At 67.1% G+C, this 26,029-nt stretch carries 25 protein-coding genes, 1 tRNA gene and 1 pseudogene; 12 read left to right on the plus strand and 15 right to left on the minus strand.

The genetic code is table 11. From position 1 onward, the window contains the following. Positions 1–1,584: a gamma-glutamyltransferase family protein gene (locus tag A5724_RS24205; protein ID WP_067808405.1), complete on the minus strand. Its 1,584-nt coding sequence runs from the start codon at positions 1,582–1,584 to the stop codon at positions 1–3. Positions 1,585–1,653: 69 nt separating this feature from the next. Further along, the gene (locus A5724_RS24210) at positions 1,654–1,860 is read right to left on the minus strand and encodes a hypothetical protein (protein ID WP_067808407.1); all 207 of its coding nucleotides are present in this window, start codon (positions 1,858–1,860) and stop codon (positions 1,654–1,656) included. Positions 1,861–2,302: 442 nt separating this feature from the next. On the opposite strand from A5724_RS24210, the pseudogene A5724_RS24215 reads away from it, so the two are divergent. Then, positions 2,303–3,504, plus strand: a pseudogene (locus tag A5724_RS24215) (DUF222 domain-containing protein). 168 nt (positions 3,505–3,672) lie between these two features. On the opposite strand, the gene nrfD reads toward A5724_RS24215, so the two are convergent. Genes nrfD through selA form a run of 5 tightly spaced genes read right to left on the minus strand, consistent with a single transcriptional unit; the run spans position 3,673 to position 11,748 of the window. After that, complete coding sequence (nrfD, locus tag A5724_RS24220) at positions 3,673–4,635, minus strand: NrfD/PsrC family molybdoenzyme membrane anchor subunit (protein WP_067808409.1); 963 nt, start codon at positions 4,633–4,635, stop codon at positions 3,673–3,675. Continuing rightward, positions 4,632–5,513, minus strand: a complete 882-nt coding sequence (locus A5724_RS24225; protein ID WP_067808411.1) for a 4Fe-4S dicluster domain-containing protein — start codon at positions 5,511–5,513, stop codon at positions 4,632–4,634. The genes nrfD and A5724_RS24225 overlap by 4 nt, the downstream gene beginning before the upstream one ends. Then, positions 5,510–8,770 (minus strand): formate dehydrogenase, encoded by a 3,261-nt coding sequence (fdh, locus tag A5724_RS24230; protein ID WP_156752433.1) that lies wholly within the window; start codon positions 8,768–8,770, stop codon positions 5,510–5,512. Before fdh ends, A5724_RS24225 begins: the two co-directional genes overlap by 4 nt. A gap of 30 nt (positions 8,771–8,800) precedes the next feature. After that, complete coding sequence (gene selB, locus A5724_RS24240) at positions 8,801–10,480, minus strand: selenocysteine-specific translation elongation factor (protein ID WP_067808415.1); 1,680 nt, start codon at positions 10,478–10,480, stop codon at positions 8,801–8,803. Continuing rightward, a complete protein-coding gene (gene selA / locus A5724_RS24245) occupies positions 10,468–11,748 on the minus strand; it encodes an L-seryl-tRNA(Sec) selenium transferase (RefSeq protein ID WP_067808417.1) in 1,281 nt (426 codons plus the stop codon). Before selA ends, selB begins: the two co-directional genes overlap by 13 nt. A 43-nt stretch (positions 11,749–11,791) precedes the next feature. On the opposite strand from selA, the gene A5724_RS24250 reads away from it, so the two are divergent. Next, positions 11,792–12,313: a DUF488 family protein gene (locus A5724_RS24250; RefSeq protein WP_067808419.1), complete on the plus strand. Its 522-nt coding sequence runs from the start codon at positions 11,792–11,794 to the stop codon at positions 12,311–12,313. Here the strand turns inward: A5724_RS24250 and A5724_RS24255 are convergent. After that, positions 12,314–12,408: transfer RNA gene (locus tag A5724_RS24255), tRNA-Sec, on the minus strand. Positions 12,409–12,449: 41 nt separating this feature from the next. Here A5724_RS24255 and selD point away from each other — a divergent pair. Next, the gene (selD, locus tag A5724_RS24260) at positions 12,450–13,442 is read left to right on the plus strand and encodes a selenide, water dikinase SelD (protein WP_067808421.1); all 993 of its coding nucleotides are present in this window, start codon (positions 12,450–12,452) and stop codon (positions 13,440–13,442) included. A 2-nt stretch (positions 13,443–13,444) separates the two neighbouring features. On the opposite strand, the gene A5724_RS24265 is transcribed toward selD, so the two are convergent. Beyond that, a complete protein-coding gene (locus A5724_RS24265) occupies positions 13,445–13,810 on the minus strand; it encodes a hypothetical protein (RefSeq protein ID WP_156752434.1) in 366 nt (121 codons plus the stop codon). A gap of 125 nt (positions 13,811–13,935) precedes the next feature. Further along, positions 13,936–14,568 carry a rhomboid-like protein gene (locus tag A5724_RS24270; protein WP_156752435.1) on the minus strand — a complete coding sequence of 211 codons (633 nt, stop codon included), beginning with the start codon at positions 14,566–14,568 and terminating at the stop codon, positions 13,936–13,938. Positions 14,569–14,697: 129 nt separating this feature from the next. Here A5724_RS24270 and A5724_RS24275 point away from each other — a divergent pair, with 129 nt between their 5' ends. Further along, positions 14,698–15,645: a YihY/virulence factor BrkB family protein gene (locus A5724_RS24275; protein WP_067808761.1), complete on the plus strand. Its 948-nt coding sequence runs from the start codon at positions 14,698–14,700 to the stop codon at positions 15,643–15,645. Here A5724_RS24275 and A5724_RS24280 read toward each other — a convergent pair. Further along, entirely contained in the window at positions 15,642–16,457 is an 816-nt protein-coding gene (locus tag A5724_RS24280) for a formate/nitrite transporter family protein (RefSeq protein WP_067808759.1), read from the minus strand. The genes A5724_RS24275 and A5724_RS24280 overlap by 4 nt on opposite strands. A gap of 231 nt (positions 16,458–16,688) precedes the next feature. Here A5724_RS24280 and A5724_RS24285 point away from each other — a divergent pair, with 231 nt between their 5' ends. Together A5724_RS24285 and A5724_RS24290 are read left to right on the plus strand one after the other, a co-directional pair. Next, positions 16,689–17,975 carry a DEAD/DEAH box helicase gene (locus A5724_RS24285; RefSeq protein WP_067808764.1) on the plus strand — a complete coding sequence of 429 codons (1,287 nt, stop codon included), beginning with the start codon at positions 16,689–16,691 and terminating at the stop codon, positions 17,973–17,975. A gap of 67 nt (positions 17,976–18,042) precedes the next feature. Further along, positions 18,043–18,246, plus strand: coding sequence for a cold-shock protein (locus A5724_RS24290; protein ID WP_067808426.1), 204 nt, complete (start codon positions 18,043–18,045; stop codon positions 18,244–18,246). Between the two features lie 60 nt (positions 18,247–18,306). Here A5724_RS24290 and A5724_RS24295 read toward each other — a convergent pair whose 3' ends face one another. Together A5724_RS24295 and A5724_RS24300 are read right to left on the minus strand one after the other, a co-directional pair. Next, on the minus strand, positions 18,307–18,813 hold the full coding sequence (locus A5724_RS24295; protein WP_067808428.1) for a DUF5994 family protein: 507 nt from the start codon (positions 18,811–18,813) through the stop codon (positions 18,307–18,309). A gap of 218 nt (positions 18,814–19,031) precedes the next feature. Further along, positions 19,032–20,828, minus strand: coding sequence for a bifunctional serine/threonine-protein kinase/transporter substrate-binding domain-containing protein (locus A5724_RS24300; protein ID WP_067808429.1), 1,797 nt, complete (start codon positions 20,826–20,828; stop codon positions 19,032–19,034). 217 nt (positions 20,829–21,045) lie between these two features. Here A5724_RS24300 and A5724_RS24305 point away from each other — a divergent pair, with 217 nt between their 5' ends. The 3 genes from A5724_RS24305 to A5724_RS24315 are packed head-to-tail and all read left to right on the plus strand — an operon-like array spanning position 21,046 to position 22,549. Further along, entirely contained in the window at positions 21,046–21,630 is a 585-nt protein-coding gene (locus A5724_RS24305) for a hypothetical protein (protein WP_067808431.1), read from the plus strand. Between the two features lie 41 nt (positions 21,631–21,671). Then, positions 21,672–22,154 (plus strand): hypothetical protein, encoded by a 483-nt coding sequence (locus A5724_RS24310; RefSeq protein WP_067808433.1) that lies wholly within the window; start codon positions 21,672–21,674, stop codon positions 22,152–22,154. Beyond that, on the plus strand, positions 22,154–22,549 hold the full coding sequence (locus A5724_RS24315; protein ID WP_067808435.1) for a DUF2237 family protein: 396 nt from the start codon (positions 22,154–22,156) through the stop codon (positions 22,547–22,549). The genes A5724_RS24310 and A5724_RS24315 overlap by 1 nt, the downstream gene beginning before the upstream one ends. Positions 22,550–22,567: 18 nt before the next feature. Here A5724_RS24315 and map read toward each other — a convergent pair whose 3' ends face one another. Next, positions 22,568–23,353 carry a type I methionyl aminopeptidase gene (map, locus tag A5724_RS24320; RefSeq protein WP_067808765.1) on the minus strand — a complete coding sequence of 262 codons (786 nt, stop codon included), beginning with the start codon at positions 23,351–23,353 and terminating at the stop codon, positions 22,568–22,570. Between the two features lie 50 nt (positions 23,354–23,403). Here map and A5724_RS24325 point away from each other — a divergent pair, with 50 nt between their 5' ends. Further along, positions 23,404–23,670 carry a helix-turn-helix transcriptional regulator gene (locus A5724_RS24325; RefSeq protein WP_067808437.1) on the plus strand — a complete coding sequence of 89 codons (267 nt, stop codon included), beginning with the start codon at positions 23,404–23,406 and terminating at the stop codon, positions 23,668–23,670. Here A5724_RS24325 and A5724_RS24330 read toward each other — a convergent pair. Further along, positions 23,667–24,686 carry an LLM class flavin-dependent oxidoreductase gene (locus A5724_RS24330; RefSeq protein ID WP_232004962.1) on the minus strand — a complete coding sequence of 340 codons (1,020 nt, stop codon included), beginning with the start codon at positions 24,684–24,686 and terminating at the stop codon, positions 23,667–23,669. The genes A5724_RS24325 and A5724_RS24330 overlap by 4 nt on opposite strands. A 38-nt stretch (positions 24,687–24,724) precedes the next feature. On the opposite strand from A5724_RS24330, the gene A5724_RS24335 reads away from it, so the two are divergent. Together A5724_RS24335 and A5724_RS24340 are read left to right on the plus strand one after the other, a co-directional pair. Further along, entirely contained in the window at positions 24,725–25,228 is a 504-nt protein-coding gene (locus A5724_RS24335; protein WP_067808440.1) for an SRPBCC family protein, read from the plus strand. A gap of 7 nt (positions 25,229–25,235) precedes the next feature. Beyond that, positions 25,236–26,015: an aminoglycoside phosphotransferase family protein gene (locus tag A5724_RS24340; protein WP_067808442.1), complete on the plus strand. Its 780-nt coding sequence runs from the start codon at positions 25,236–25,238 to the stop codon at positions 26,013–26,015. The last annotated feature ends 14 nt before the right edge of the window (positions 26,016–26,029 follow it).

Genomic DNA, 26,029 nt, shown 5'->3' on the forward strand with positions numbered 1-26,029 from the left:
CTAGAAGCCGACGGCCTGGCCGTCGCGCCTCGGGTCGCTAGCCGCGACATAGCCGCCGTCGAGTCGCCAGATCGCCTGGCAGCTTCCGAACTGGTTGTAGTCGTCGACGGTAACGAGTTCGTGTCCGCGCTCGCGAAGTCCGTCCAACGTGGCGGGCGGGAATCCGCCCTCGACGCTGACCTGTTGTCCGCCGATCCACCGGAAGCGTGGGCCGTCACAGGCCGCCTGCGGGTTCTGCCCGTAGTCGGCGATGCGCACCATCACCTGGACGTGGCCCTGCGGTTGCATGGTGCCGCCCATCACGCCGAAGCTCATCACGGGTGCACCTGCCTTCGTCACGAAACCGGGAATGATGGTGTGGTATGGGCGTTTTGCCGGCCCGACCTGGTTCGGGTGTCCCGGCTCGGCGACGAAACCCGTGCCGCGGTTCTGCAGCGAGATGCCGGTGCCCGGCACCACCACACCCGATCCGAACCCCATGTAGTTGGACTGGATCATCGACACCATCATGCCGCCAGCGTCCGCAGCGGTCAGGTACACCGTTCCGCCGCGGGGTTGGCCCGCCACAACGGGTTTCGCTTGGTGTCGGTCGATCAGATCGGCCCGCTGCTTAAGGTAGCCCTTGTCGAGCAACTGCTGTGCGGTGACCGCCATGTGGTCGCCGTCGGACACGTAGGCGAGCGCGTCGGCGAAGGCCAGCTTCACCGCCTCGATCTGCAGGTGCACACTTTCGGCCGAATCGACCGGCAGCGAAGGGATGTCGAAGTGCTGCAGGATGCCGAGCGCGATCAACGCCACGATGCCCTGGCCGTTGGGCGGAATCTCGTGCACCGTGTAACCGCGGTAGTCGCCGGTGATGGTGCCGACCCAGTCGGCGCGGTGTCCCGCCAGATCGGCCACGCGCAGCGCGCCGCCGTTGGCCGTCGAATGCGCCTCCATCGCCTCGGCCAGTTCGCCGCGGTAGAAGGCGTCACCATTGGTGTCAGCGATCTTCTCCAGAGTGGCGGCGTGCTCCGGCAACTTGAACAGTTCTCCGGGTCGCGGCGCCCGCCCGTCGGGCATGAACGCGTCGGCAAAGCCCGGCTGTCCCGCGAACAGCGGCACCTGCTCGGCCCACTGCCCGGCGACCGTCGGCGATACCAGAAAACCATTGCGGCCGTAGTCAATCGCGGGCTCGAACAACCGGGCGAACGGCAGCTTGCCGAACTTCGCGTGCAGCTCGGCCCACGCCGACACCGCACCGGGCACCGTCACCGAGTTCCACCCCATTACGGGCACGGCGCTCTCGGTGAAGTACTCCGGTGTCCACGCCGCCGGTGACCGGCCCGACGCGTTCAATCCGTGCAGTTGCCGTCCGTCCCAAACGATGGCGAACGCATCGGATCCGATGCCGTTGGACACAGGCTCCACCAAGGTTAGTGTGATCGCGGTCGCAATGATCGCGTCGACCGCATTGCCGCCACCCGCCATCATCGCCAGACCGGCCTGCCCGGCCAACGGTTGTGAGGTCGCGACGATGTTGCGTGCCAACAGTGGCTTACGCGGCCAGGCGTACGGCAGCTGCCACGAGAATGGAGTGGTCATCAATTCCTGACGCTATCAAGCGGAAAAGGCCGGACGCGGTCACGTCCGGCCCCATCGCGATGCTGGTTCCTAGTGGTGGAAGATCAGTGCGCCTTCGGCACCACCGAAAGGCTGCTGCTGTTGGGCAGCTTCGTGGGCGGCGACACCTGGAGTTGCGGTGATCTCGGTGTTGCCATTGTTCTGGTGCACGGTTGCATCCGCGGAGGCGAGGGGCGCCAGTCCGATTGCCGCGGCAAAGGTAGCGATGGCCAGCGGTGCGACGTAACTCAGTTTCATTTCTTCTCCTTTGGGCTGACACGTCTATATTGCGCCACTGTTAAATCGATGTCGTCACGGTGAACGTCCAAAGCGGTATTCCAGCTAGCCGGTATCGCGATCGGCATTTCAGGCACAATCGCTGGCCGATTCATCAAGGGCTGTGCGCCATTTCACTAATTGTCGGCTGAATTGTGGGCTACGCCACTCGAGCCGACGTGGGCGTTCGACGGACAACTGCCGACGTGGGGCAGGCCGCTGAACCATTCATCCAGAGTTAAGCGCCAATTCACGAATTGCCCGGCTCCTGGCGACAAAGTCGGCGATAGCGACCGTGTCGCTCAATAGTGGGCTACGCCACTTTCTCCAAATGCTTATCCCCAGGCGCGAATTCATCCACAGGATGTTGGTATTCGCGGGGCGAATCGTGCCTCGTGTCTCAGCTTGTGGCGATGATGGGCTCATGTCTTCGATTGCATCTTCTGACGACGCTGTGGTGCCCCGCAGCGCTCGTCTTGAGGTGCTATTCGAGGAGTTGGCGGAGCTTGCGGGTCAGCGTAATGCCATTGATGGGCGCATGTGCATATCGCGGCGCAGATCGAGCGGGACATGTTGTGGGGTGCGACCGGAGCACGGTCGGTGTCGGCGTTGATGGCCTGGCGACCGGGCTTGTCGACGACCACGGCGCACACCATCACCACGGTCGCCGACCGGCTGGAGGAGTTTCCTCGGTGTGCGGCGGCGATGCGGGAGGGCCGGTTGTCGCTGGATCAGGTCGGGGTGATCGCCGCGCGCGCTGCCGACGGATCCGACGCGCACTACGCCGAACTGGCTGCCGTCGCGACGATCAGCCAACTCCGCAAGGCGGTCACACTCGAACCGCGGCCCGAGGCTGAGCCGAAGCCGGCGCCGGAGGCGTCGTTCGGCAAGACCTCCGACGAGACGTGCACGAAATACCGGATCACCCTGCCCTCTGCTCAGGCGGCCACCTTCGATGCGGCGTTGGCGTCACACCGCGATGCGCTGTTCAACGGATGGAAACAGGATCACGGTGCCAGCACCGCCGAAGCGCGCCCGCCACTGCTCAATGCCCCGCAAGCGTTCATGCGGTTGGTCGAGTCCGGTTGGGATGTTGAAGCGGTACGGCGCCCGCAGGGGCAGCGCACCACCGTGGTGGTGCACGTCGATATCGAGCAGCGCATCGCGAACCTGCATCTCGGGCCGCTGCTCTCCGATGCCGATCGTCAATACCTGACGTGTGATGCCACGTGTGAGGCGTGGTTTGAGCGGTGCGGGCAGGTGATCGGCGCCGGACGCGCCACCCGGACCATCAACCGGCGGTTGCGGCGGGCGTTGGAGCACCGCTACCCCACCTGCGCGGTGCCCGGGTGTGGGGCGACGCGGGGGTTGCATGCCCATCACATCATCCATTGGGAAAACGGCGGGCTGACCGAGCTGGACAACCTAGTGCTCGTCGTGTGTCCATCCCACCACCGACTGCACCACAAAGGCGGCATCACCATCAGAGGCCCCGCCGACAAACTCGTCGTCACCGACAGCGACGGAAACCGACTCGACTCGGGCTCACTCGCGCGAACACCGACCACACCCCCACCCGACGTGCCGCCCTGCACCGGCCCAATCGGCGAACGCGCCGACTGGTGATGATACGACCCCTACGAACCCCAACCACCCCCCAGCGACAACTAAATCGCGTGTCAAGCGCTTAGACCCAAAAGCATAGGCAGACAACGCTTTTAGCGACACTGCCGCCCAGAGGTGCGCAATTCGAACAATGATCAGCCGGTGCGCCCGCCGCAGCGACAATGTCGCTCAGAGCCGGGCAGACCGGTCGCCACGCGCCGGCCGCCCGGCCGCCAGCCGTTCCCGCTGCGGAACCACGACATACTTCGGGTCGCGCGTCGACTCCACGCCCGCCTCGAACACCCCGAACCGCTGTAATGCGCTGCCTGCCAACAGCGCCAGGCCCGACGCCACCGTCACCGCGCGGTGCCGGCTCACCGCCGCTCCGAGCGCTCCCCCGACGGTCAGATACTCCGACCACTGCCGCAATCGGTGTGCCTTCCCGGTCGTGTACGCCTCCGCCGACAGCCCTAGCCGCTTCTCCATCAGCCGTGACGCCGCGACCTCCAAGCCCGCTCCCGCGATCGCCATCCGCCGCGCCGGGCCTGACTCGCCGTGCGGCGCGACCACCATCCCCCAACCGCCTCCGCTTGCCGCCGCCGAACCGGTGAACACGAACGGCAGATACGGATGCGCCTCACGCCACGCCGGAACCGCGGTCTGCGACAACAACACTGCCGTATACGACGCCACACCCGGCCCCGTCGCCGCGGCCCACACACCGGCTGGCCTGGCCAGCCACCACACCAACCGGCCCAGCCACGTACGCCGCAGTCGGCCCGGCATCAACTCCGCGACACCAGCCAACCCGGCCCCGGGTCCGTACGCCGTCAGGATCCAGGTGCCCATGCTCATCGGCGAACTCGGCTTCGCCACCCGCAACATGTGATGGAACCGCTCAGGACGACCCAGATCCGCGACCAGGAAGTACAAGCTCGCCACGATGCTGATCAACGCGCCCACCCGCGAACCGCGCCGCAGCCCCGGCCTGCCTGTCACGTCGGCCCCCGCTGCCAGCAGCGCCGAACCCGCCGATAACCCGCCGCAGAACAAATACGCCGCGATCATCCAATTCCACACGGGCGGTTTGAGAATCGGCCGCCCATAGTACGAGCGGAACTCCGCCCGCGGCACCGCCAGCTGTTCCTTCATCGAGTCCTCACAAACGCCGAAACCGCCAACCCGACCAACGCCGACGCCGCCATTCCGGCGTACTTCCACATCGCGGCGGCGTCCCGCGTCGGCACCACCGGGTCCGGCGGCAGCCCGTACACCTCCGGCTCGTCCAACAACAGGAAGAACGCGCCGTCGCCGCCGACGCCGTCGTTGGGGTCGTGTCCGTACAGCCGTGCCGAAGTCTCTCCGCGGGAATGCAATTCCTCCACCCGCAACGCGGCCCGCTCGCGCAGTTCGTCGAGCGGTCCGAACTGGATCGACTCCGTCGGACACGCCTTCGCGCATGCCGGCTCCAGCCCGTCGTGCAACCGGTCGTAACACAGCGTGCACTTCCACGCCCGGCCGTCACCTTCGCGCCGTTCGATCACTCCGTACGGGCAGCCCGATACGCAATAGCCGCAGCCGTTGCAGATGTCTTGCTGTACAACGACAGTGCCGAACTCAGTGCGGAACAACGCGCCCGTCGGACACACATCCAGGCAGCCCGCGTGCGTGCAGTGCTTGCACACATCGCTGCTCATCAGCCAGCGGAAGTCGGTGCGCGTCTCGGCGCCGGACACATCGCCTGGCCGCCCGAAGCCCGGCATGCCCAGATCGACTTGCGAGGGCTGTTCGATGAACGCCACATGCCGCCACGAGTTCGCGCCGAGCATCCCGGTGTTGTCGAACGACATACCCAGCAGGTCGAACCCGTCGTCGGGCACCTCGTTCCACTCCTTACACGCCACTTCACACGCCTTGCACCCGATGCACACCGACGTGTCGGTGAAGAACCCGACCCGCTCCGGGTGCTCCGAATACCCCGCATTGCCAGCCGGGTCAGCGAGCGGTCCGTAAAAGCTGTTGTCGCTCATGGGTTTTCCTCGGTGTGCTCGGTGGACAGCCCGGTGGTGTCCAGATCCGTGCCCGTCTCGATCGTGATCCCGGCCCGCTCCCGATACATCGCGATGTACTGCAGCAGCGCGGGCCCACGCGGACGCCGCCCCGGCTGGATGTCACACGTCGCGACCTTGCTCTCCTGGATGAACACGTTGGGGTCGACGACGACGCCCAGCAGGTCGTTGACCACGTCACCGTCGATCAGCCCGACGTTGCCCCAGTGGTAGGGCATCCAAATCTGATGTACGACATGGTCTTCGACGCGCAGCGGCCGCATCCGGTCGGTCACGAACACGCGCGCGTCCACCGCGGTACGGCTGGTGATCACGTGCGCCCAATCCATGTGCGACAGGCCACGTTCGGCGGCCAACTCCGGTGACACCTCGACGAACAACGCAGGCTGCAGCTCGGACAGGTACGGCAGCTGCCTGCTCATCCCGCCCGCCGTGTGGTGCTCGGTCAGCCGCGCGGCGGTGAACACGTACGGGAACACCTCGCCATGCGGTTCCGGCGGTGACGGGTTGGACGGGTTGTCCGCGCGCCCGTACACCTTGCGCGCCGGGTTGCCCTGTTGCTTGTAAAGCGCGTTGCGCACCGGTGATTCGTGCGGCTCGTAATGCGTTGGCAGCGGGCCGTCGAGCACGCCGTTGGGCGCAAACAGCCACGCCTTGCCGTCGGCCTGCATGATGAACGCGTCGTCGCCGCGCAACGCCGCCACCCCGACCGCGTCGTCATCAGGCCGGTAGTCCGGCGGCTTGGTCTTCTCGAAGTCGGGGACGTCGTCGCCGACCCACTCCCCCTTGGCCCCTTTGTTTTCGTCCCACCAGATCAGCTTCTTGCGCTCGCTCCACGGCCTGCCCTGCGGATCGGCCGACGCCCGGTTGTACAGCACGCGCCGGTTCATCGGCCAGACCCAGCCCCATTCGGCGTCGTCGTTGGGTTTGCGCCGCGCCGACTGGTTGACGTCATCCTTGTAGACCCCGCTGTAGATCCAGCATCCGCACATCGTGGAGCCGTCGGCCTTCAGCGACATGTAGTCGTCGACAGCCCGCCCGGTCGTCAGGTCGACACCGCTGATGCGCCGCAGCACGTCCTCACCCGACGGTTCGTCGCCCTCCATCTGGTAGTCCCAGGAGAGGTTCAGCAGCGGGCGGTCCCGTTCGTCGGTCGAGTCGGCCAGCTTCTCGCGCAGGATGCGGCCGAGGTGATAGAAGAACCACAACTCCGAGCGGGCGTCGCGCGGCGGTTCGACGGCCTTCTCGCGCCACTGCAGCTTGCGCTGCGTTTGGGTGAACGTGCCCGCCTTCTCGACATGCGACGCCGCCGGGAAGAGGAACACCTCGGTGCGGCAGGTCTCCGGCGACATCTCGCCGGTCTCGACCTCCGGGCCGTCCTTCCAGAACGTCGCACTCTCGATTTCGACGAGGTCGCGCACGACGAGCCAGTCGAGGTTGGCCATCCCCATTCTCTGCAGTCGGCCGTGCGCCGACCCGACGGCGGGGTTCTGGCCGAGCAGGAAGTAGCCGAACACCTTGCCGTCGACCATGTCCATAACGGTCCGATAGGTGCCGTGGTCGCCGTTGATCCGCGGAAGGTAATCGAAGCAGTAGTCGTTCTCGGCGGTGGCGTGCTCCCCCCAGTACTCCTTGAGCAGCGAGACCATGTAGGTATCTGCGTTGTGCCAGAAGCCCTTCTGGTTGCTGCCGATGATGTCGTCGAGGTAGTCCGACAGCGTCTCCTGGCCCGCATGTGGCATCGCCAGGTAGCCGGGCAGCAGGTTGAACAGCGTCGGCACGTCGGTCGAGCCCTGGATGCTGGCGTGGCCGCGCAGCGCGAACACGCCGCCGCCCGGTCTGCCGATATTGCCGAGCAGCAACTGGATGATCGACCCGGCGCGGATGAACTGCGCGCCCAGCGAGTGCTGTGTCCAGCCGACGCTGTACACCAGGGCAGCGGTCCGCTCCCGCCCGGAGTTCGCCACCCACGCCTTCGCGATCTCCAGGAACTCGTCGGCAGGCACACCGCACACCCGCTCGACCATCTCCGGTGTGTATCTGGCGAAGTGGCGCTTGAGGATCTGATAGACACAGCGCGGGTGCTGCAGCGTCGGATCCGACGGAATGCGTTGCGCGGCACCTTCTATCGGGGCACCGCCAGAACCGTGTTGATCCGGTGCGGCGTGCTCCTTGGCAGCCGATCCGCCGTATTCCGCGTCGGTCTGTTCGTACTGCCACGTAGCCGGGTCGTAGGCGGCCGACTCGTCGTCGTAACCGGAGAACAACCCCTCGAGGTCTTCGGAGTCGCGATATTGCTCGTCGACGAGGAACGACGCGTTCGTGTAGGCGGTGACGTACTCCCGGAAGTCCAGCTCGTTGGACAGGATGTAGTTGATCACCCCGCCGAGGAATGCAATGTCGCTGCCCGCGCGCAGAGTCACATGGCGGTCAGCGACCGCACTGGTGCGCGTGAACCTCGGGTCGATGTGCACCACCCGCGCGCCGTGCGCCTTGGCCTCCATCACCCACTGGAAACCGACCGGATGGGCCTCGGCCATGTTCGAGCCCATGATGACGATGAAGTCGGCGTTCGCGAGGTCTTGCTGATAGTCCGTCGCCCCGCCTCGACCGAAGGAGGCTCCCAGACCGGGAACCGTGGCGCTGTGTCAAATACGGGCTTGGTTCTCGATCTGTAGCGCGCCCAGCGCAGTGAAGAGCTTCTTGATCAGATAGTTCTCTTCGTTGTCCAGCGTCGCTCCGCCGAGGCTGGCGATGCCCATGGTCCGGCGCAGCGTGTTGCGGTCCTTGTCGAACTGTTGCCAACCCTTCTCACGGGCGTCGAGCACCCGGTCGGCGACCATGTCCATCGCCCGGTCGAGGTCGATCTCCTGCCATTCGGTGGCATACGGCGCGCGGTAGCGCACCTTGGTCAGCCGCTGTGGGCCGGTGACGAGCTGCTTACTGGCAGAACCCTTGGGACACAGCCGGCCTCGCGAGATCGGGCTGTCGGGGTTGCCCTCGATCTGTACGACCTTGTCGTCCTTGACATACACCTTCTGCGCACAGCCAACGGCGCAGAATGGGCAGACCGAATGCGCGACGTGATCGGCTTCGGCGGTGCGCGGCGTCAACGCCAGCGAGCGCGTGGATTGGGCGGCTTTGCCGCGACCCAACCGGTCGTCGCCGGTGAGCTGCCGGAACACCGGCCACGACTCGAACAAGCCCCTGAGGTCCATGACGTCCTTCCTTGCCCGCCTACCCCACGATCAAACCATCGTTCGTGTGCTGTTGTCGTTTCGCCTCGTGATCCGCTTCGCGTCGAGCAGTTCCAGCAACGGCACCGCGACTCGCCGGGTGGTTCCCAGCGCGCGCTTCGCCTCGGCGACGGTGAACGGCTGGGGCAGCGACCGCACAATGTCGGCGGCGCGGTCCAGCGCGTCGGGTCCGAGCACCACACCGTCCGCGATCCGGGTGAGCCGCCCGACCCGGACCGCCGCCGCCAACTCCTGCGGGCCCAGCTTCATCTCCTCCAGTTCATCGGAGTCGGGCGCCCGGAACGGTTCGGCCCCCAACCACTCCTCCAGAGTGCGCAGCGCCTTGTCGATGCGCGGCGGCAGACCGGATCCCGGTGTGCGGACGCGGCCTTCGACCACTTCGAGTCCGGTGCCGTCGAGCAGGTGAGCCACGAGTTCGGTCGACGGGAGGCCGGTCTGCTGCTTGACCGTCTCCAGCGGCATGCCCGCCGCCACGTCGTGCTCGGCCACCCATCGTTTCACCGCCGTCGTCGCCTGCTGACGTCGCTCGGCCCACCACTGCGGGTCCACGATCCAATCGCCGACCGGCTGCCCGGACGCTTCAAAACCCATGGCGCGCAACTCGTCTGCGCGGGCGCACACCGGGGGCCTGGCGCGGCCGGTGGCCAACTCGACCGCGCGCTCCCGTGCAGCGCCGCGGCGGCGCAACGCGGGCGGCCGCACGTCGAGCACCTCGATGCCCGCGACGATACGATGCTCGCCGGGGTCACGCAGCAGCCCGCTATCGCCGACACGCAGTGGCAAAGCATGCGCCAGTCGCAGCCGCGCCGCCGCCTCCCCGAGCGGCCGCACGAACACCGGCACCGCCGCCGACCCAATGTGCAGCATTAGTTTCCGGTGCAATTCGCACGCTTCGCGCAACGCGACGTCCAGTTCGGCGGTGTCCACCCAGGCGCCCGGCGTCCGCAACGTGTCGCCGCGGCCGATGAGTTGACGGTCCACCCCGCGCAGATTGACCGCGACCCGCGCCACCGCGCCCACCTCGGTTTCGTCGCGGCCCAGCGACTGCACTCCCCGCACCGTGACGTGCCGTCCCGCGTGCTCCAGTTCGTCGCCGACGCGGATGGTGCCCGCGGCGAGTGTCCCGGTCACCACGGTGCCGGCCCCGCGCACGGTGAAGGAGCGGTCGACCCACAGCCGCACATCTGCGGCACGGTCAGGCAGCGGCAACCCATCAACCAACGAAAGTAGTTGTGCCCGAACCTGATCCATGTCGGTGCCGAGCGTCACAGGCGCGCCGGGCAGCCGCTCACGCACCTGCGTGACGGCGCGCGCCGGATCCGCCAGGTCGGCCTTGCTGATCACCACCAGCACATGCTCGACGCCCAACGCCCGCACCGCGGCGAGGTGTTCCTCCGACTGCGGCATCCACCCCTCGGTCGCCGCGACGACGAACATCACGGCGGGTACCGGGCCGACACCGGCCAGCATGTTAGCGACGAAGCGCTCGTGGCCGGGCACGTCGACGAATGCGATCTGCTTGCCGCCCAACGACGTCCACGCGAAACCGAGGTCGATGGTCAGCCCGCGGCGCTGTTCTTCTGCGAGCCGATCGGGCCACATGCCGGTGAGCCGCTGCACCAGTGTCGACTTCCCGTGGTCGACGTGACCCGCGGTCGCTACGACATACACGCCCGCACCGCCTGGACCAACCGGTCGTCGTCCAAGGGGTCGACCGTACGCAGATCCAGCACGCACCGGCCGGCCTCCAGACGCCCGACCACGGCCGGGCTGCCGAGGCGCAGCGGCGCGGCATAGGACTCCGGCAGACTGACCGCGGCACTGGGCAACTCGACATTCGGGGCGCCGCCACCGCCGACCGCCCCGACGCAGTCGACGGCCCTCGCGCCGGGAAGTTGGCCGGCCAGGCGTTGCGCCCGGGCGCGCAACTCGGCCAGGTCGGCGTCGAGCGCCTGCGCCACCGGCGGCGGCGGGCCGACGAGCGTCGCCTCCAGCGCCGCAAGCGTGAGCTTGTCCACACGCAGCGCCCGGGCCGCCGGATGCCGTCGCAACCGCTCGATCAACTCCGCCGTACCGAACAGCAGCCCGGCCTGCGGGCCGCCGAGCAGTTTGTCGCCACTGGCGGTGACGAGGTCGGCGCCGTCGCGCAGCACGGTGGTGGCGTCGGGCTCGTCGGGCAGCAGCGGGTGCGGAGTGAGCAGACCCGAGCCGATGTCAACGACCAGCAGAACGTCCAGCGCGGCGAGTTCGGCGATGCCGACAGCCGAGGTGAAGCCGCTGACGTGGTAGTTCGACGGGTGCACCTTGAGCACGAAGCCGGTGTCGGGGCCGATGGCGTCGGCGTAGTCGCGCAAGTGGGTGCGGTTGGTGGTCCCGACCTCGCGGATCCGCGACCCCGTCGACACCATCAGCTCAGGCAATCGGAAGCCGTCGCCGATCTCGATCAGCTCACCGCGGCTGACGACGATTTCCTTACCGGGGGCCAACGTCATCGCGGTGAGCAGCAGCGCCGCGGCGTTGTTGTTGACGACGTGCACGCCGCCGGCGGTCGGCACCGCCCGGGCCAGGGCAGCCAGCGCACCGCGGCCCCGGCGGGCCCGGCGCCCGGTTTCCAGGTCGAATTCGACGTCGGTGGCGCCGCTTGCGGTCACCACTGCATCGACCGCCGCTTGCGACAGGGGCGCACGGCCGAGATTGGTGTGTACCACGACACCCGTCGCATTGATCACCGGTCGCAGGCTCGCCGCGGCCGCCGGCAACGCCGCGACCGCCTGGTCGGCCACCTGCTCCGGTTCGATCTCACCGGCGCGCGCCCGCTGTTGCGCTTTGACGACAATGCTTTTGACCAATGTTCGGCCGAGCGTCCGTTCCGCCTCGACGAGCCGAGGATCGGCGAGCAGCACATCGGTGCGGGGCACACGCCGACGGCGGTCGTCCATCACACCGTTCTACTCGTCGCGGGACGCGGGGTATACCGATGGGGTGCTGACTTCGGTGGGCCACGGCGCGCTCGACAGAAACGCGCTGGTCAAGCTGCTACGCGGGGCCGGCGTCGAGGCGCTGGTCGATATCCGCCGCTACCCGAACAGCAGACACAACCCTGACGTGGAAACCTCCGCGATCGCCGCGTGGGCCGCCGACGCAGGCCTGGCGTACCGGTGGGAACCCCGACTGGGTGGACGCCGGACGCTGCCCGCGGGCACGCCGCCCGAGGACACCTGGTGGAAAGTCCGCCAGTTCGCGGCCTACGCGGCATACACCAGGACCACCCCGTTCGCCGAGGCGTTCGCCCAGTTGGCGGAGCAGGCCCAGCGACAGCACACCGCGATGATGTGCAGTGAGGCGGTGTGGTGGCGCTGTCACCGGCGCATCGTCGCCGACGTGGCAGTGCTCCGCCGTTCACTGCAGGTACGCCACTTGATGCACGACGGCCGACTCGTCGCCCACCCGCCCTCCGAAGGCGCCCGAATGGGCGCGAACGGCGACATCGTCTGGGTGGCGTGATGGCGGAGGCGGACGGGAATCGAACCCGCCAGCGACAGGACCTGCCGCTCAGCGATTTTGAAGACCGCGCCGGTCACCAGACCGAATACGCCTCCCGGGCCATCGGTGACATCATTGCAGGCAGCACACTGGAGGCATGACATACCGGTTGACCCAGTACGCACACGGCGGCGGTTGCGCCTGCAAAATCCCGCCGGGAGAGCTCGAAGACGTGGTCCGCGGGTTGACGACGGCGGGGCCACGGGAGCCGTTCGGCGAACTGCTGGTCGGTCTGGACGACGGTGACGACGCGGCTGCTGTGCGCATCGACGGTGACCGCGCGCTGATCGCGACGACGGACTTCTTCACCCCCGTCGTGGACGACGCCTACGACTGGGGACGCATCGCCGCGACCAACGCGCTGTCCGATGTGTATGCGATGGGCGGACGCCCCGTGGTGGCGGTCAACCTGCTGGGCTGGCCACGCGACGTGCTGCCGTTCGAGTTGGCCGCCGAGGCGCTGCGCGGGGGACTGGACGTGTGCAACGCGGCAGGTTGCCACCTGGCCGGTGGGCACAGCGTCGACGATCCCGAACCGAAGTACGGGCTGGCGGTCACCGGGATCGCGGACCCGAACCGGCTGCTGCGCAACGACTCCGGTAAGGTGGGGACGCCGTTGTCGTTGACGAAGCCGCTAGGCATCGGGGTGCTCAACAGCAGGCACAAGGCGACCGGTGAGGTATGTCCTGAAGCCATCGAGGTGATGACGACGCTGAACGCCGCGGCATCGCAGGCGGCACTGGACGCGGGCGCCGAATGCGCTACCGACATAACGGGTTTCGGCCTGCTAGGGCATCTGCACAAGCTGGCCCGCGCCAGCGGTGTGACGGCGGTGATCGACTCGACCGCGGTCCCCTACATCGACGGTGCCCGAGAAGCGCTGAAGGAGGGCTACGTCAGCGGCGGAACCCGGCGCAACCTGGAATGGGTGCGCCCGCATGTGGACCTGTCGGATATCGGTGAGGATGAGGCGCTCCTATTGGCCGACGCGCAGACCTCCGGTGGATTGTTGGTCGCCGGTGAGATTTCCGGCGCGCCGGTGATTGGTGAACTTGTCCCCCGAGGGGAACACACGATCGTGGTGCGCTGAGGCTATCCGCCTCCACCGCCGACACCTCCGGCGCCGCCCGTGCCTCCACCGGCGGGGCCCTCGCCGGGGTTGCCGCTGTTGTCCTGGTTCGGCGCACCCGAACCGGGCGCCCTGACCGAGGGCGCAACGCTCTCGTTCGGCCCACGGGTACCGGAGGCGGGTTGTTGCGGCGTCTGAGCCGGAGCCCCACCGCCACCGGGCGACGTGGCGGGCGCCTGGCCACCCGTCGTCGGCGCGGGTGTGGGCGTTGGCGTTGGCGACTGCGTCGTCGTCGTGCTCGTCGGCGTCGGCGGCGCCTTGTTCGAGTCGTCGCTGCTGCAGGCGGCGACGGTGACGGCCATGACGCCGGTCGCCGCGAAGATCGTCAAACGTTTACACATTGCGGTGCAGTTCCCGAACGATTGGAGAACAAACGTTTTGGGGCAGATCCGACGGGTAGTCGCAAGCGAACCTCACGGGCCTGGTGGACACCGCGAAGGAGTAGGTCAGTTCTTCAAGAAGAAGGACGAGGGGTGTGTCCGGGTTGCGTTGCGGCCCTGAGAGCCGGATAGGCAAGACGTTCACGGTCCGGCGCTAGCGGAATGGTCGCCAGGCCAACGACGAACGCGGTCAAGTGCCCGACTTCCGTGAACGTCGGTCTGAGCGCCACATTGCCGGTCAGGGCGGCGACCGTAGTCGCCTGACAACGTAGCCGCCAGGGCGTCCGCAGGTACCCGGACAGCGCACCCGCCACCCCGAAAACGAAGTAGCTCACCCCAACGTCGCGGGCGGCGACCAACCGCCGCGGCGCCCTGCCGAGTCGGATCATCAGCCGCAGATAGCCCTGGCCCGCGTAGGTGCCGACGGTGTGCGCTGTCAGACCGACGAAAAGCCAACGCCACCAACGTAACCGGTGCTCGGCAGGCGCGACGATGCCAACGAACACCGGCAGGTACGGCCACCACTTGCGGTCGTCGAGCCAGAACATGCTCGTCGCCAGCACCCGCAGGGGTTCGGTCCGCAGCCGGTGCAGGTTGGTGGAATGCTCGCGCTGCAGCCGACGCGATCCCCTGCGACCGGCCGACCTCTGCACGCGGGTGGTGATGAACAGCACGACGAGCCACGCCAGCGTCAGCGGAGTCTTCATCGTGCGTCCTATTCTGCCGGCGAACGGTGCAATCGTACGCAGCGGTCCGGCACCAATCCCCCTGGTTGACCGCCCGCTGCAGTGGGTATCACCGGTTCACTTTGGTACGGCGGGCATCGAGGTGAAGTGATGGTGCGCTGGCTGGATCGCCTACAGCAGCACAGTCGCGCGGTCGGCTTCACCATCGCCGTGCTCTACAAGTATCTCGACGATCAGGGCGGCTACCTCGCCGCGCTGATCACCTACTACGCCTTCGTGTCGTTGTTCCCCCTCCTGCTGCTGTCGACCACCACATTGGGCGTCATCCTCGTCGGCCACCCGGAGTTGCAGCACCAGCTGCTCAGCTCCGCGCTGAGCCAGTTCCCCGTCATCGGCGACCAATTACAGGAACCGCACGCGCTCAGCGGAGGCGTCGGCGCCGTTGTCGTCGGCATCGCGGGTGCGCTGTACGGAGGGCTGGGGGTGGGGCAGGCCATCCAGAACGCGATGGACTCGGTGTGGGCGGTGCCGCGCCACAAGCGGCCCGATCCGATCCGGTCGCGGCTGCGGAGTCTACTGATGTTGGTGGTGCTCGGCTCGGCGGCGATTGCCGCAACCGCGATTTCGTCGATCGGCCATGCGACCGACTCCTTCGGCATAGTCAGTTCAGCGGGACTCGTCGTCGCCGCGGTGGTCATCAACGCCGCAATTTGTATGGTGCTGTTCAAGGTCACCACCGCCCGCCGTCTCGGCTGGACACAAGTACTGCCCGGCGCGCTGGCCGCCGCGGTGATCTGGCAGCTGCTGCAATGGTTCGGCGCGGGCTACGTCTCGCACACGGTGAAGACCGCGAGTGCGACCAACGGCGTATTCGCGTTGGTGCTGGGCATGCTCGCGTTCCTGTTCCTGGTGTCGGTGACATTGGTGCTGTGCGCCGAAGTCAACGTGGTGCGGGTGGACCGGTTGCATCCCCGCGCCTTGCTGACACAATTCACGGACAACGTCGAGTTGACGCGCGCCGATCGCAAGACCTACGCGCGACGCGCAAAAGCGGAGCGGGCCAAGGAATCTCAGCATGTGCGGGTCACCTTCGACTAGTTGTCGGCGGCGACACGCTCCTCCTCCAAACGATCCTTACTCCGCAGCAGGCGCAGCAACGTCACGAGGACCAAGCCGCCGACCACGTTTCCGACCACCGTGTAGCCGAACCAGGCCAGCCAATCGAGATAACCGAACGGCGCGTCCTGCGTGATGAGTGCGCCGAAGATCAGCAGCGAGTCGAGCACCGAATGAAACAACTGCAGACCCGCCAGCAGGAAGGCCGCGGCGACGGCCGCCGCGATCTTGCCGATCACCGCGTCGGTGCCATGCTGCATGCGGGTCATCAACGTGATGACCATCCCGCCGAGCACCGCCAGCGCGAGGTTCTGCATGGTCATCGGCGCCGTCGCGAAATGGGCCGCCGACTCCACGACCTGCTCGTGCAACTGCGGGAACGCGAGCATGATCAGCCACATCAGCACCCATCCGCCAGCGAGATTCGCGGCGAGGGTGCCTGCCCACAGCTTGAGCATCTGCCAGATGCTGGCGCGCTTGGCGACCACAGTGGTGACGGGCACCAGGAAGCCTTCGGTGAACAACTCGCTGCGGCCCAGCATCAGCGCCAGGAATCCGATCGAGAACGCCAGCCCGGCGAGCAGCGGGTCATGGGTGGCCCGCAGGACCGACACGTATGCCAACACCCCCATCGCGACCTCGGTGCCGCCGAAGAACCCTGTCACCAACACCTCTCGCCACGTGCGATGCAGGCGTTGCGTGCCTTCGTCGATCATGCGGCCGAACGCTTCTTCCAACGCGTCCTCGATGGGGCTGTCCGACGTGCCGAGATGGCGCTGATTTGTGTCACTCACAACGAATTCCTGACGGTCGACGACGGTGGTCGCTGGTGTACCCGTAGGTGCGACGGTCAAGCGTCGGACGATCACCTGCTAGGCTGGTGTCAACGTCGGCCGCTCGAATACGGCCGACACGTCGTGAAACGCTTCTTCTCACCCGCGCCCACTAGCGCGATTCGTAACGCGGCGATCGATGTTGCCCACCGGTAATCTCGCCACCCTGTGCTGACTGAAAGACACCGAAAAATTAGTACTCCCAACACTTTTGCCGATCTCGGCGTGTCCGAACCACTGATCGATGTGCTCGCTGCGCGTGCCATCACCAGTCCGTTTCCCATTCAGATCCAGACCCTGCCCGACACCCTCGCCGGCCGCGATGTGCTGGGCCGGGGTAAGACGGGCAGCGGCAAGACGCTTGCCTTCTCCATTCCGTTGGTGAGCAGGCTGGCCGGCACCAGGCGACGTGCGTCACAGCCGTCGGGCCTGGTGCTTGCTCCGACCCGCGAATTGGCCAGCCAGATCACCGCGACCCTCGAACCGCTGGCCGCCGCCTACCGGATGCGGGTGACGACCATCTTCGGCGGCGTTCCGCAGGGCAAGCAGGTGGCGGCGCTGAAATCCGGCGTCGACATCGTGGTGGCCTGCCCCGGCCGCCTCGAGGACCTGATGAAGCAACGCCTGATCAGCCTCGACGCGATCGCGATCACCGTCATCGACGAGGCCGACCACATGGCGGACCTCGGGTTCCTGCCCGGCGTGACCCGCATCCTGGCCGCGACCCCGAGCGGTGGGCAGCGGTTGCTGTTCTCCGCCACCCTGGACAACGGCGTCGACAAACTCGTCAAGCGTTTCCTGCGCAACGAGGTGCTGCACTCTGTCGACACTGCCGAGTCACCGGTGCCCGCGATGACACACCACGTGTTCCACGTCGCCGGCGTGCAGGCCAAGAAGGAACTGGTGCACCGGCTGGCGTCCGGCAGCGAACGCCGAATCCTGTTCATGCGCACCAAACATCAGGCGCGCAAGCTCGCCAAACAACTCACCGAATCCGGGGTGCCCGCAGTTGACTTGCACGGCAACCTTTCTCAGCCCGCGCGCGACCGCAACCTCGCCGCGTTCTCCGCAGGCGACGTACGTGTGCTGGTTGCCACCGACATCGCCGCGCGAGGCGTGCACGTCGACGGGATCGAGTTGGTGGTTCACATCGATCCGCCCGCCGAGCACAAGGCGTATCTGCACCGGTCCGGCAGGACTGCGCGGGCCGGCAATTCGGGCGATGTCGTCACAGTCGTGTTGCCCGAGCAACGCCGCGAAACGCAGGCCCTGTTGCGCCGGGCAGGCATTCGCGTCACACCGCAGGAAGTGACGGCCGAATCGGCCGCCGTGGATGCGGTGGCAGGCGAACGCGCCCCTTATCGGGCGCCGGCACCCAAGGCGGCGGCGCCCACGCCCAATCCCACGCGCCCGCGCCGATCAGGGTCACGACGCCGCCGTAATCCCGGCGCAAGAACTTCACAACGCAGCGCCGTCTGACCGGCCCTGCTACCGTGATGCGCGGATGTTTTTGGTACATCCGCATTGAAATGAGAGAAGTAAGTAAATGGCACAGGGAACTGTGAAGTGGTTCAACGGCGACAAGGGCTTCGGCTTCATCACGCCTGACGACGGCGCGAAGGATGTCTTCGTGCACTTTTCCGAGATCCAGGGCAGCGGCTTCCGCACCCTCGAGGAAAACCAGCGCGTCCAATTCGAGGTCGAGCAGGGAGCCAAGGGCCCCCAGGCGGTACGCGTCTCCACCGTGTGAGCGACCCAGACTTCACAATGGGCTGGTACGGATCAACTCCGTGCCAGCCCATTGGCGTTTCTAGGCGTCCTGCGGAGGAAGGGCACCGGCGCGCATACGCGTTGTCCACGAAGCACTTTCGAGTTGCGCCGCGCGCATCACGCATTCGGCGATCTCGAACAGATCGGTGCCGCGTTCGGCGCTCGAGAACGACCTCGCGGCCGCGCGCCGCATCACCATGATGCCCAGCGGTTGCGACGTCATATGCGGCACCACAAGGAGATTCGCGCAGCCGAGGCGACCCTCGACGACCATCAGGCGCTGACGTCCCGGATGGCCGACGCGCGCCGCCTTGGGTCCGGACACACTTTCGTAGAGTTCCCGCGGCCCCTGCATGGCCGACCAGTTGATGCAGATGTCAACGATTTCGCCGAGCGGTTTGTGCAATGCGCTGATGAGTTGAGGGAGTTCGTCGGCGAGTGAGGACGTATAGGGCCACCACGCTCCATCGATGGCATGCCCCAGTTGTTGGGCGAGCGCCAGCCTGACGGGACGGGCCAACCGCCGCGTCCCGGTCAAGCCGTTCATGACGACGGCGGCGTATCAGCAGTCGAGTCAGGGCGGTCCGAGAAGACGGGAGCCTGCACCGGGTCGGCAGACGACTCCTTGTTCGAAACCGCTTCGGGCACATAGGGATGCGAAAACAAACCGGACGATTCCATACTGGTCCTTAACCATGTCGGTTCGGCCGAGATCGTGCGTCGGGCGAACGGCGGCCTACCACCAATCTACACCCCGGCGATTTGTCAGCGAACCGCCCCGTTGATCACCGGCGAGGTGATCATCCCCTTCTCGACACCCCACATCGTGGCGATCGTGCGGTACTCCCCCGTTTCGATCACATGCTCCAGCGCCCGCTTCAGCGGTTCCGCGAGCCCCGATTCCTTGGCCACCGGCCATCCGTACGGGGCGGTGTCGAAGATCTCGCCCGCGGGCTCCAGCACGCCGCCCGACGTCTTGACGGCGAAACCCGTCGCCGGTGAATCCGCCGACATCGCATCGACTTCCCCGCCGATCAGCGCGGCGTTCAAGTCGTCCTGGCTGACGTAGACGACCTTCTCGATGGCCGCATTGCCCGCTTCGGTGCACGCCTGGCTCTTCGCCGGAATCTCTTCAGTCTCTTGGATCGTCGCGTACTGCACGCCGACGCGAAGCCCGCACGCATTGTCCGGATCCACGCCTGCGCCGACCTTTTGCGCCCACAGCGTGCCTGCCTGGAAGTAGGTGACGAAGTCCGCTGAGCCTTCACGTTCCTTGGTGTCGGTGAACGACGACATCCCGACATTGAAGTCGCCGGCGCGGATCGAGGGAATGATCGCCTCGAAACCCGTCTCGCGGTAGTCGGGTTTGAGCCCCAGCGTCTTGGCGACCGCGTTCATCAGGTCCACGTCGAAGCCGACGATCTGACCCGACGAGTCCTTGAATTCATTTGGCGCATAGGGGACGTTGACGCCGATCACCAGACGGCCGGTCGACTTGATCGCCTCGGGCACCGTCGCCGCGAGCTCGGGCACCGCGCCGGTCACCGGTGCCGGGGTCGCCGAACTCTCGGCAACGCCGGCCGGCCGCGCGTCACCGCCGCGCGAACCGGTCCATTGCCGCACCCCGAACGTGCCGAGCGCGGCGACCAACACCACCGCGGCGGCGATCACCAACGCGCGTCGCGACATGCCCCCCGCCGACCGCTGTTTGGAATGCCTGCCCGAGCGTCCGGACGACCGCACCGGCGTCTCCAACGCCCGCCGGGCCGCGGCCGCCAACTCGCCCGCGGTCTGATAGCGCTTCACCGGCTTCTTGGCCATGCCCTTGGCGATCACGTCGTCGAACGCCGACAACTTCGGATCGAGCTCAGAAGGCTTCGGCGGCGGTGCCACCATGTGTCCCTTGATCTGCTGCTCGTAGCTCTCCGCGGGATACGGTCGCTGCCCGGTGATGCACTCGTAGAGCACACACGTCAACGCGTAGATGTCGGCGCGCGGATCGATCTGAGCGCCCTCGAACCGCTCCGGCGCCATGTAGGCCAGCGTGCCGAGCGTGTTGCCCGCTGTCGTCAGGCCTTTCTCCCCGGCGGTGCGGGCCAGCCCGAAGTCGATCAGGTACACGAAGTCGCGGTCGGTGATCAGGATGTTCGACGGTTTGACGTCGCGGTGGATCAGGCCGGCACTGTGCGCGGCGTCCAACGCCGTGGCCACCTGCTCGACGACGTTGACCGCGAAGGCCGCTCCGAGCGGTTTGCCCTCGGAGTCCTCGAGCATGGTGCCGAGGTTGCGGCCCTCGATCAGCCGCATGTCCAGATAGAGCCTGCCGTCGATCTCGCCGTAGCCGTGAATCGGCACCACGTGCGGGTCGCTCAGACCGGCGGCAGCCTGCGATTCGCGGCGAAACCGCTGCTGGAACGTGGCGTCCTCGGCCAGATGATGGGGAAGTACCTTGAGCGCGACGATCCGGTCGGTCTTGGTGTCATAGGCCCGGTAGACCTCTCCCATACCGCCCCGGCCGATCAGCTTTTGCAGCTGATAGTGCCCGAATGGTGTCGCATCCACCGCTTACTCCTAGGCAGCGGCTGTCCCCGCTGTGCCGTTTGAAGCTACATCACGTTTGCCGGAAAGTCGTGGCGCTCGTCATATACAGGCCAATTCGAAGTTAGTCAACGCTAAGCTGGCTGTGTCCACGTCTCACAGCGGCGGCGCGGTATGGGTTTGAGTTTCCCAGACTGGTCTATCCACACCCTGGTGCGCGACTGACCGAGGAGGGTGTGTCATGCAGTGGTTGACAGTGTCCTGGTGGCGGTGGCGGTTAGCCCAGGCGCGAGGCCGTAACCCGCTTGTTCGCTCTTCTGACCGCGTCGAGGTCGCTGTGCTGGCCGTCGCCGTCGTGGCTTTGCTGGCCGTCATTCCATTCGCGGGTGCGGTCGGCACCGCGGTTCACGACGAACACGCCAAGATGTACGCCGAGCAGAACCTTGACCGGCATCGGGTCGCCGCCACCGCGACGGCCGACAGCAAGCCGAACCCTCGGGGCACCGCGGCGCGCGTGGAAGCCCGCTGGCAAGCGGGTGACATCGAGACCGCCGGGTTGGTCACTTACCGCGCACCGGTGAAAGACGGTTCGCAGGTTGACATCTGGGTCGACAAGGACGGCCGGCAGGTCAGCCCGCCCGCGCAGTCGTGGCAAGCAGGCGCCGACGCCGTGGTCGCCGCGGTCGGACTCTGGTTGTGCGCTGCTGGCATCGCAGCCCTGGTGGTCGCGCTGGTCCGCGGCGGCTTGAGGCATGCGCGGTACAACGCCTGGAACCGCGAGATCGTCGATTTGGTCCGGGAGGACGGCCGAACCGGTCGCCGGTGAATCGCGCCCCACACGCGCCGCGGTAGTCCTACCGTGGGCTCATGCCAGAACAGTCACCAGCGGTTACGTCATCGCATCCGCCTGAGCGGCTTCTCCGCGCGGTCAACCCCGCGCTGAAGTTCTTGCTGCGCACCCCGCTTGCCGGCGCCGCCCGCAAGCAGTTGATGGTGCTGAGCTTCACGGGCCGCAAGTCGGGCAATCGGTACTCGATTCCGGTGAGCGCGCACCGAATCGACAGCACGCTCTATGCGCTTGCCGGCGCGACGTGGACGAAGAACTTCCGCAACGGGGCGCCGGCCGAAGTGCTGCTCGACGGCACGACGAAGGTCATGCACGGTGAGCTCATCGAAGACCCCGGGGCCGTCGCGGAATTGGCGCACAAGGTCGCCGAGAACTACGGCGTCAAGCGCGCGCAGCGGATGATGGGGCTGCAGTTCCGGGACGGTCGGATCCCCACGGTCGACGAGTTCAGGGAAGCGGCCAAACGGGAGCCGCTGGTGGCGGTGAAGCTGACGCCTGCCTGATGTCCGAGACCCCTGAGATCAATGTGCTCGGTGAACCGCTTCAGCCGTGCGGGACCGAGCCGATGACCGGTTTCTACCGCGACGGCTGCTGCTCGACGGGTCCGGAGGACATCGGCAGGCACACGATCTGTGCCGTGGTGACCGCGGAGTTCCTGGAACATCAGCGGTCGATCGGCAACGATCTGTCGACACCTCGGCACGAGTACCGCTTTCCCGGCCTGACGCCGGGCGACCGCTGGTGCGTCACCGCGGCCAATTGGTTCCGCGCCTATCAGGACGGATGCGCCGCTCCGGTGGTGCTGGCCAGCACCCATGAGCGCACGCTGGACGTGGTGCCGTTGGATGCGCTTCGGGAGCATGCCGTCGATGTGCCCGACGATCTCGGCGGGCTCTGACGCGATCGACCAGGCCCGCTACTGGGATTCGCGGGCGTACGCCGCGGTGAGCACACGTGGGCCGGATTCGGTGATCGCGATGGTGTGCTCGCAGTGCGCGGTGTTCGACCCGTCCGCCGAGCGCAGCGTCCACCCGTCGGGATCCATCACCAGCCGGTTGCTGCCGCGCGCCCACCACGGCTCGAGCGCCAGAGTCATCCCCGGCTGCAGCAGCAGCCCACGCCCGCGCCTCCCGAGGTTGGGCACGTGCGGATCCTCGTGCATGGTGCGGCCAAGGCCATGCCCGCCGAATTCGGTGTTGACCCGATAACCGGCATCGGCAGCGACCTCACCGATGGCCGCCGAGATGTCGCCGAGTCGACCGCCCGGCACCGCCGCCGCCACCGCCGCGTCCAACGCTCTGCGCGTCGAGGAGACCAGCGCCTTGTCCTCCGCGTCGGCCGCCTCGCCGACGATCACGGTCACCGCGGCATCGGCCACCCAACCGTCAATCGACACCGCGAAGTCAAGGCTCAACACGTCGCCGTCGCGCAACACGTAATCGCGCGGAAGCCCATGCAGCACAGCATCATTGACCGACAGGCAGATGACGTTCTTGAACGGGCCACGCCCGAACGACGGCGCGTAATCCCAGTAGCACGACGTCGCACCGCGCGCGGCGATCAGCTCGCGGGCGTGATGCTCGAGCTGCATCAGGTTCACCCCGGGCTCAGCCTCCGACGACAGCATCGCCAGCGTCTCCGCGACGAATGCCCCGGTGACTGCCATCTTGTCGATCTCGGCCGCCGTCTTCAGTTCGATCATGTGCCACATCCATCCAGCATCGGTATTTTTATACCGCTATGCTAACCGGCATGGTGCGCGTACCGCTGAGCCCCGAGCAGGTGCGAGCCGGCCAACGCCTCGGCGCGCTGATGAGGACGGCCAGGGCCGGACGCGACCCGGAGACCATCGCGCGCAACGCGGGCATCTCCCCCGAGACGCTGCGCAAGATCGAGGTCGGACGGCTGCCGAGCCCGAGCTTCGGCACCGTGATCGGCCTGTGCAACGCCCTCGGCCTGCCGCTGCAGGAGGCCGCCGACGCCTGGCACGGCACCGACGGCCAACCGATGGCCATCTAGCCGACTGCGGCGAGCAACCGCTCCAACGTCGCGAGGTGCGACTCATAGTCACCTTCGATCTTCGCCAGCAGGGTGCTGATGCCCGCTTCTCGATACAATTTCAGTCGCTGCTCGATCTGCTCTTGTGTGCCAACCAGATTCGTCAGCCGGCCGAGGTCGAGCGGTACCGCCCGACGCGCCTCGTCGCGGTCTCCGCTCTGCCACAGCTGGGCGACCCTGGCGACCTCGTCGCCGTAACCCAACCGCGTGAACGCGTCGTTGTAGAAGTTGCGGCCCTTGGCGCCCATCGCCCCGATCGTGAACGCATAACCGTCCGCATGCCTGCGCGCCGCGGCCGAAGCGGCGGCTTCGTCGTCGTGGAACTCGACCGCGACCGGCGCCACCAGATCGAGATCCGCCAACCTCCGTCCCGCCTTCCGCGCGCCCTCGCGCAGCGGAGAAAAGAACACCTCCGCGGCTTCCGGGATGAACGCGTTGCCCAGCCACCCGTCGGCCATCTCGCCGGTCAGGCGCAGGTTGCGCGGGCCCATCGCCGCCACGAACACCGGCACGTGCCTGGGCCGGACCTGCGGCCTCAGCGCCGCCCCGCTGCTGTCCGGCAGCGGTAGCGGGTAGATCTCGCCGGGATGCTCGAGTCGGTCCCCGCGGCTGACGATCCTGACGATCTCGATGGTTTCCCTGGTGGTCTCCACCGGCTTGTGGAACCGCACGCCATGCCAACCCTCCATCACCCGCGGTCCCGACGTGCCGACGCCCAGCAGGAACCTGCCGTCCGACAACTCCTGCAGGCTCAGCGCCGACGTCGCCAGCATCGCGGGGCTTCGCGAACCCAGTTGCACCACAAAGGTTCCCAGTTTGATCGTCGACGTCTTGGCGGCGACGTACGCCAGCCCGGTCAAGGCGTCATAGCCCCACACCTCGGGCGTCCACAACGAGTCGACGCCGAGCCGCTCCGCCTCGACCGCGAACTCCATTGCGCCCGGCAACCGGGGTTCGATGATTGCGCCGACCTTCACCCGGGTGCCTCGCTTTCCGACCGTGGCATGCTGCAACGGTGCGTTACCGTGATCAGCCCACCATAGAAGTGACGCAGCGCGTGCGGTGCGATCCGGCGACGGCCTGGAGCTACGTCACCGACATCACGCTGTCCGAGCGGTGCTCCAACGAACTGCAGTCCACCGAATGGGTCGACGGCCCCCATCGCGTCGAAGTCGGCGCCCGCTTCCGCGGCCGCAGCACCCACGACGCGTTCGGCGAGTGGGAAACGGTCTGCGAGGTCGTCGAGGTAGACGACCAGCGCCGGTGGGTGTGGAACGTCGTCGGCCCCGAGGGAGTCAGCGCCACATGGGGTTTCGAGGTGGAGCCCACCAGCGACGGTGCGCTGATCCGGCAGTGGGGCCGGATGGGTCCCGGACCGTCGGGGTTGACGCCCGGCATCGCCGCGCAGCCGGACAAGGAGGCCAGGATCATCTCCCGGCGGCTATCCGAATGGCAGGAGAACATGGCGGCCAATCTCGAGTGGATCCGGTGCCAAGTCGAGGGCGAGACGGGTCAGTAGCCGCCCGGTGACCGACCTCTTGGAGCAGTGGCGGCTGCGCAGCGACGGGGAACCGACCAGCAGGCCCGGTTCGGTGGTGTTGCCCGTGACGACGTCCGACGGCGTGCCCGCCGTCCTCAAGATCGGCGGCGGCTCCGAGCACGAGCACCTGGTGTTGCGGCGATGGGGCGGCGCCGGCGCGGTGCGGCTACTGTCCGCAGATCCGCGACAGCACGCCGTGCTGCTGGAGCGGCTGCATCCGGACAGCCTGGAAACCTTGCCCGACATCGAGGCGTGCGAGGTGGTGGCCGGCCTCTACCGTCGGCTCCACGTCGCCGCCCTGCCCCAACTGCCCACCATCACGTCATCTCTCGAGCAGTGGCTCGGCGAATTCGAGGCCTTGCCGCGCAGCGCGCCGATCCCGCACCGCCTCGTCGAGCAGGCGGTTTCGCTGAGCCGCGAGCTGGTCGGCCAGCCGGCCGACACCGTCGTCCACGGCAACCTTCACTACGCGAACGTCCTTGCCGCCGATCGGGAACCGTGGCTGGCGATCGCGCCGCGGCCCGCGAACGGCGATCCACACTACGAGCTCGCGCCGATGCTCTCCCACCGGTGGGACGAGCTCGCTGGCGGCGTCCGCGACGGCCTGCGACGACGCTTCTACACGCTGGTCGACGCGGCAGGCTTCGACGAGGACAAAGCCCGCGCCTGGGTGCTCGTCCGAGTCGTACACCAGGCCGTGCGCGAACTCTCCGACGCCGCCGCGCTGACGAAGTATGTTGCGCTGGCAAAAGCCGTCCAGGATTAGAGAGTATTTGCTCC

Source organism: Mycobacterium sp. ACS1612, from assembly GCF_001667505.1.
Lineage (GTDB): Bacteria > Actinomycetota > Actinomycetes > Mycobacteriales > Mycobacteriaceae > Mycobacterium.

Coding starts and splice junctions, on each gene's coding strand:
- A5724_RS24205 (WP_067808405.1), bottom strand. CDS start 1,584: ATGACCACTCCATTCTCGTGGCAGCTGCCGTACGCCTGGCCGCGTAAG.
- A5724_RS24210 (WP_067808407.1), bottom strand. CDS start 1,860: ATGAAACTGAGTTACGTCGCACCGCTGGCCATCGCTACCTTTGCCGCG.
- nrfD (WP_067808409.1), bottom strand. CDS start 4,635: ATGAAGGAACAGCTGGCGGTGCCGCGGGCGGAGTTCCGCTCGTACTAT.
- A5724_RS24225 (WP_067808411.1), bottom strand. CDS start 5,513: ATGAGCGACAACAGCTTTTACGGACCGCTCGCTGACCCGGCTGGCAAT.
- selA (WP_067808417.1), bottom strand. CDS start 11,748: ATGGACGACCGCCGTCGGCGTGTGCCCCGCACCGATGTGCTGCTCGCC.
- selD (WP_067808421.1), top strand. CDS start 12,450: ATGACATACCGGTTGACCCAGTACGCACACGGCGGCGGTTGCGCCTGC.
- A5724_RS24270 (WP_156752435.1), bottom strand. CDS start 14,568: ATGAAGACTCCGCTGACGCTGGCGTGGCTCGTCGTGCTGTTCATCACC.
- A5724_RS24275 (WP_067808761.1), top strand. CDS start 14,698: ATGGTGCGCTGGCTGGATCGCCTACAGCAGCACAGTCGCGCGGTCGGC.
- A5724_RS24290 (WP_067808426.1), top strand. CDS start 18,043: ATGGCACAGGGAACTGTGAAGTGGTTCAACGGCGACAAGGGCTTCGGC.
- A5724_RS24295 (WP_067808428.1), bottom strand. CDS start 18,813: ATGAACGGCTTGACCGGGACGCGGCGGTTGGCCCGTCCCGTCAGGCTG.
- A5724_RS24305 (WP_067808431.1), top strand. CDS start 21,046: ATGCAGTGGTTGACAGTGTCCTGGTGGCGGTGGCGGTTAGCCCAGGCG.
- A5724_RS24310 (WP_067808433.1), top strand. CDS start 21,672: ATGCCAGAACAGTCACCAGCGGTTACGTCATCGCATCCGCCTGAGCGG.
- A5724_RS24315 (WP_067808435.1), top strand. CDS start 22,154: ATGTCCGAGACCCCTGAGATCAATGTGCTCGGTGAACCGCTTCAGCCG.
- map (WP_067808765.1), bottom strand. CDS start 23,353: ATGATCGAACTGAAGACGGCGGCCGAGATCGACAAGATGGCAGTCACC.
- A5724_RS24325 (WP_067808437.1), top strand. CDS start 23,404: ATGGTGCGCGTACCGCTGAGCCCCGAGCAGGTGCGAGCCGGCCAACGC.